The organism is Chitinophaga filiformis (assembly GCF_023100805.1).
GTDB lineage: Bacteria > Bacteroidota > Bacteroidia > Chitinophagales > Chitinophagaceae > Chitinophaga > Chitinophaga filiformis_B.
In genome coordinates this window covers 1,697,501-1,702,500 of sequence record NZ_CP095855.1, presented here as the reverse complement: position 1 = coordinate 1,702,500, position 5,000 = coordinate 1,697,501, and the positions used below count along the sequence as shown (strand labels likewise).

Annotated in this window: 3 rRNA genes (2 of these 3 running past the window's edge); all 3 read right to left on the bottom strand. The window is 46.5% G+C overall.

The window, feature by feature from the left end:
• Positions 1 to 1,566, bottom strand: a 23S ribosomal RNA gene (locus MYF79_RS07095); it reaches 1,312 nt to the left of the window's first position.
• A 657-nt stretch (positions 1,567 to 2,223) separates the two neighbouring features.
• Positions 2,224 to 2,335: ribosomal RNA gene (rrf, locus tag MYF79_RS07090) — 5S ribosomal RNA — on the bottom strand.
• Between the two features lie 124 nt (positions 2,336 to 2,459).
• Positions 2,460 to 5,000 (bottom strand): 23S ribosomal RNA (locus MYF79_RS07085); it runs 337 nt beyond the window's last position.

The window sequence follows — 5,000 nt, the reverse complement described above, 5'->3', positions numbered from 1 at the left end:
CGAAGCTTTGCTGTACTATCAGGTTCATCATCCCGTGCGGATTTGCCTACACAGAATATAACTACCCCCTTTAACGCACTATTCCGTAAGTGCGCAGTCCTTTCACTACTCCGTTACCCCATCGAAATTATAGCAGGTACTGGAATATTCACCAGTTTGCCATCAGCTACGCCTCTCGGCTTTGCCTAAGGACCCGACTAACCCTGATCCGATTAGCGTTGATCAGGAACCCTTAGTCTTACGGCGAATAGGTTTTTCACCTATTTTATCGTTACTTATGCCTACATTTTCTTTTCTAAACGCTCCAGCATACCTCGCGATACACCTTCAATGCAGTTTAGAATGCTCCCCTACCGATACACCACCTAGTGGCGATCCTAAAGCTTCGGTTGTATGTTTGATGCCCGATTATTTTCCGTGCTCAAACCCTCGACCAGTGAGCTGTTACGCACTCTTTAAATGAATGGCTGCTTCCAAGCCAACATCCTGGCTGTTATAGGATTTGAACTTCGTTTGTTCAACTTAACATACGATTAGGGACCTTAGCTGTTAATCTGGGTTATTTCCCTCTCGGCCATGGACCTTAGCGCCCACAGCCTCACTCCCGTAGATATATCATAGCATTCGGAGTTTATTAGGGTTTGGTAGGCGGTGAAGCCCCCTAGCCCAATTAGTAGCTCTACCTCTATGATAACTCTGTATACGAGGCTGTTCCTAAAAACATTTCGGGGAGAACGAGCTATCTCTCAGTTTGATTGGCCTTTCACCCCTATCCACAGGTCATCCCATAGCTTTTCAACGCTAATGAGTTCGGTCCTCCAGTTTGTGTTACCAAACCTTCAACCTGCCCATGGATAGATCACAAAGTTTCGCGTCTACCCCTACTGACTATACGCTCTGTTAGAACTCGCTTTCGCTGCGGCTCCGTAACTTAAGTACTTAACCTTGCCAGTAAGGAGTAACTCGTAGGCTCATTATGCAAAAGGCACGCCGTCATCCTTGCGGACTCCGACCGCTTGTAGGCGCACGGTTTCAGGTACTATTTCACTCTTCTGTTCGAAGTGCTTTTCACCTTTCCCTTACGGTACTGGTTCACTATCGGTCTCTAGGGAGTATTTAGCCTTATCAGATGGTGCTGACTAATTCACACAGGATTCCTCCGGTCCCGCGCTACTCAGGATACTACACGTCCATCAGAATTTCTGCCTACAGGGCTTTCACCTGCTGTGGCTCATCTTTCCAGATGATTCAGCTTGATCTGATCTTCTAAAAGTAGTCCTATAACCCCGCGGCAGCACGCCACCGCGGTTTGGGCTGGTCCCCGTTCGCTCGCCACTACTTAGGGAATCATTAATTTATTTTCTTTTCCTGCAGGTACTTAGATGTTTCAGTTCCCTGCGTTGGCCTCCTTACGGATAATACATCTTCAATGTATTGGGTTGTCCCATTCGGAAATCTACGGATGTAACGATCGTTTGCATCTCCCCGTAGCTTATCGCAGCTTACCACGTCCTTCTTCGCCTCCTAGAGCCTAGGCATCCACCATGCGCCCTTATTCGCTTTAAATATCTTCAAAGCTTTTTGTAATTCTACTATTACAACTTGTTTTCCCAATATGTCAAAGAACTTCGATTCAGCTTTCGCCTCATCACTGTCAATGTCTCAGATCCGATCTGTGTGGCACTTGCTGCCTGACATCATTTTCTATACTATATTTAAGAACTTCTTTTCTGCTGTCCCGTTCGCGTCGTTTGCGTTGGGGTTGCAAAGGTAATCATTTTTTCATTCCTACCAAATCTTTTTTGAAGATTTTATCGTCCTACTTTTCTGATTTATATATGCTTATATCTAAGCACTTTATATCATCTTTTCGGATTGCTATTTGTAAAGAACTATTCTATAATTACTGAGTTGATAGGCTTACTATCATGTTATCGCTGATTTTCTGTCGCTGTCTGTGCTGATCGTTTCCGCTGCCAACATCCGCTCCTTCTTCACCGTGCTGATTTACAGTATTGTTTATATACTGACACACGCTGCTTTAAAAGCGGACTGCAAAGATACAATCCTTTCACTTTTACAACAAAATTTAACCAGTCTTTTTTGCTTCTACCGTAAGTGCGGTATACTATCTGTAAAGGGGGAACTAATTTGAAGTTTAGTTCTGTGTAGTGAGGATAAAAAAGCCCGGTACGATGAACGTACCGGGGCTTCTTTAAATAAATATGGCAGCTACCTACTCTCCCGCATGATAGTGCAGTACCATCGGCCATGAGGGGCTTAACTTCTCTGTTCGGAATGGGAAGAGGTGAACACCCTCGGCATAACCACCATAAGATCTTTACTATATTAGAATGATCTTCGTCTTTTGAGTCAGCACTATTTCAGCGATTGATCTGACTCCAGACTTGCAATAAGATACATATTGGGAAAGTCGTAATAGTTTATCACAAAAAATAAAATTAAAGCTTACGGGCAATTAGTACTACTCGGCTTCGATGTTACCACCCTTACACCTGTAGCCTATCAACGTCGTAGTCTCCGACGGCCCTTAAAAGTAAACTCATCTTGAGGTTGGTTTCACGCTTAGATGCTTTCAGCGTTTATCCTTTCCGTACATAGCTACTCAGCACTGCACCTGGCGGCACAACTGATACACCAGCGGTACGTACGACCCGGTCCTCTCGTACTAAGGTCATGTCCTCGCAATTTACTAACGATCACAACAGATAGGGACCGAACTGTCTTGCGACGTTCTGAACCCAGTTCACGTGCCACTTTAATCGGCGAACAGCCGAACCCTTGGGACCTTCTCCAGCCCCAGGATGTGACGAACCGACATCGAGGTGCCAAACCTCCCCGTCGATATGAGCTCTTGGGGGAGATCAGCCTGTTATCCCCGGAGTACCTTTTATCCTTTGAGCGATGGCCCTTCCATACAGAACCACCGGATCACTTTAGCCAGCTTTCGCTCCTGCTCGGCTTGTCGGCCTCACAGTCAAGCACCCTTTTACTAATGCGCTCTGCGTACGATTACCAACCGTACTGAGGGTACCTTTGCGAGCCTCCGTTACTTTTTAGGAGGCGACCACCCCAGTCAAACTACCCACCAAACAATGTCCCTGTCTCCAGGTTAGACTCTAAACAACAGAAGGTTGGTATTTCAACGTTGACTCCACAACTCCTGGCGAAGCTGCTTCATAGTCTCCCAACTATCCTACACATCTGTTGTTCAAAATCAATGTTAAGTTGTAGTGAAGGTTCACGGGGTCTTTCCGTCCCGTTGCGATTAACCGGCATCTTCACCGATACTACAATTTCACCGAGCTCGTGGTAGAGACAGTGTCCAACTCATTAGACCATTCGTGCAGGTCGGAACTTACCCGACAAGGAATTTCGCTACCTTAGGACCGTTATAGTTACGGCCGCCGTTTACTGGGGCTTCAGTCAGAAGCTTTGGCTTGCGCCGAACATCCTTCCTTAACCTTCCAGCACCGGGCAGGTATCAGGCTCTATACGTCATCTTTCGATTTTGCAGGGCCCTGTGTTTTTGTTAAACAGTTGGTTGGACCATTTTACTGAGACTGCATCACTGCAGTACGCCTTATCCCGAAGTTACAGCGTCAATTTGCCTAGTTCCTTTACCACGGATCACTCGAGCGCCTGAGGATATTCTCCTCGACTACCTGTGTCGGTTTACGGTACGGGCTGCTATAACCGAACCTTAGAGGTTTTTCTTGGAAGTCTGATTAGGGACATTATCAGCGCGGCCGAAGCTTTGCTGTACTATCAGGTTCATCATCCCGTGCGGATTTGCCTACACAGAATATAACTACCCCCTTTAACGCACTATTCCGTAAGTGCGCAGTCCTTTCACTACTCCGTTACCCCATCGAAATTATAGCAGGTACTGGAATATTCACCAGTTTGCCATCAGCTACGCCTCTCGGCTTTGCCTAAGGACCCGACTAACCCTGATCCGATTAGCGTTGATCAGGAACCCTTAGTCTTACGGCGAATAGGTTTTTCACCTATTTTATCGTTACTTATGCCTACATTTTCTTTTCTAAACGCTCCAGCATACCTCGCGATACACCTTCAATGCAGTTTAGAATGCTCCCCTACCGATACACCACCTAGTGGCGATCCTAAAGCTTCGGTTGTATGTTTGATGCCCGATTATTTTCCGTGCTCAAACCCTCGACCAGTGAGCTGTTACGCACTCTTTAAATGAATGGCTGCTTCCAAGCCAACATCCTGGCTGTTATAGGATTTGAACTTCGTTTGTTCAACTTAACATACGATTAGGGACCTTAGCTGTTAATCTGGGTTATTTCCCTCTCGGCCATGGACCTTAGCGCCCACAGCCTCACTCCCGTAGATATATCATAGCATTCGGAGTTTATTAGGGTTTGGTAGGCGGTGAAGCCCCCTAGCCCAATTAGTAGCTCTACCTCTATGATAACTCTGTATACGAGGCTGTTCCTAAAAACATTTCGGGGAGAACGAGCTATCTCTCAGTTTGATTGGCCTTTCACCCCTATCCACAGGTCATCCCATAGCTTTTCAACGCTAATGAGTTCGGTCCTCCAGTTTGTGTTACCAAACCTTCAACCTGCCCATGGATAGATCACAAAGTTTCGCGTCTACCCCTACTGACTATACGCTCTGTTAGAACTCGCTTTCGCTGCGGCTCCGTAACTTAAGTACTTAACCTTGCCAGTAAGGAGTAACTCGTAGGCTCATTATGCAAAAGGCACGCCGTCATCCTTGCGGACTCCGACCGCTTGTAGGCGCACGGTTTCAGGTACTATTTCACTCTTCTGTTCGAAGTGCTTTTCACCTTTCCCTTACGGTACTGGTTCACTATCGGTCTCTAGGGAGTATTTAGCCTTATCAGATGGTGCTGACTAATTCACACAGGATTCCTCCGGTCCCGCGCTACTCAGGATACTACACGTCCATCAGAATTTCTGCCTACAGGGCTTTCACCTGCTGTG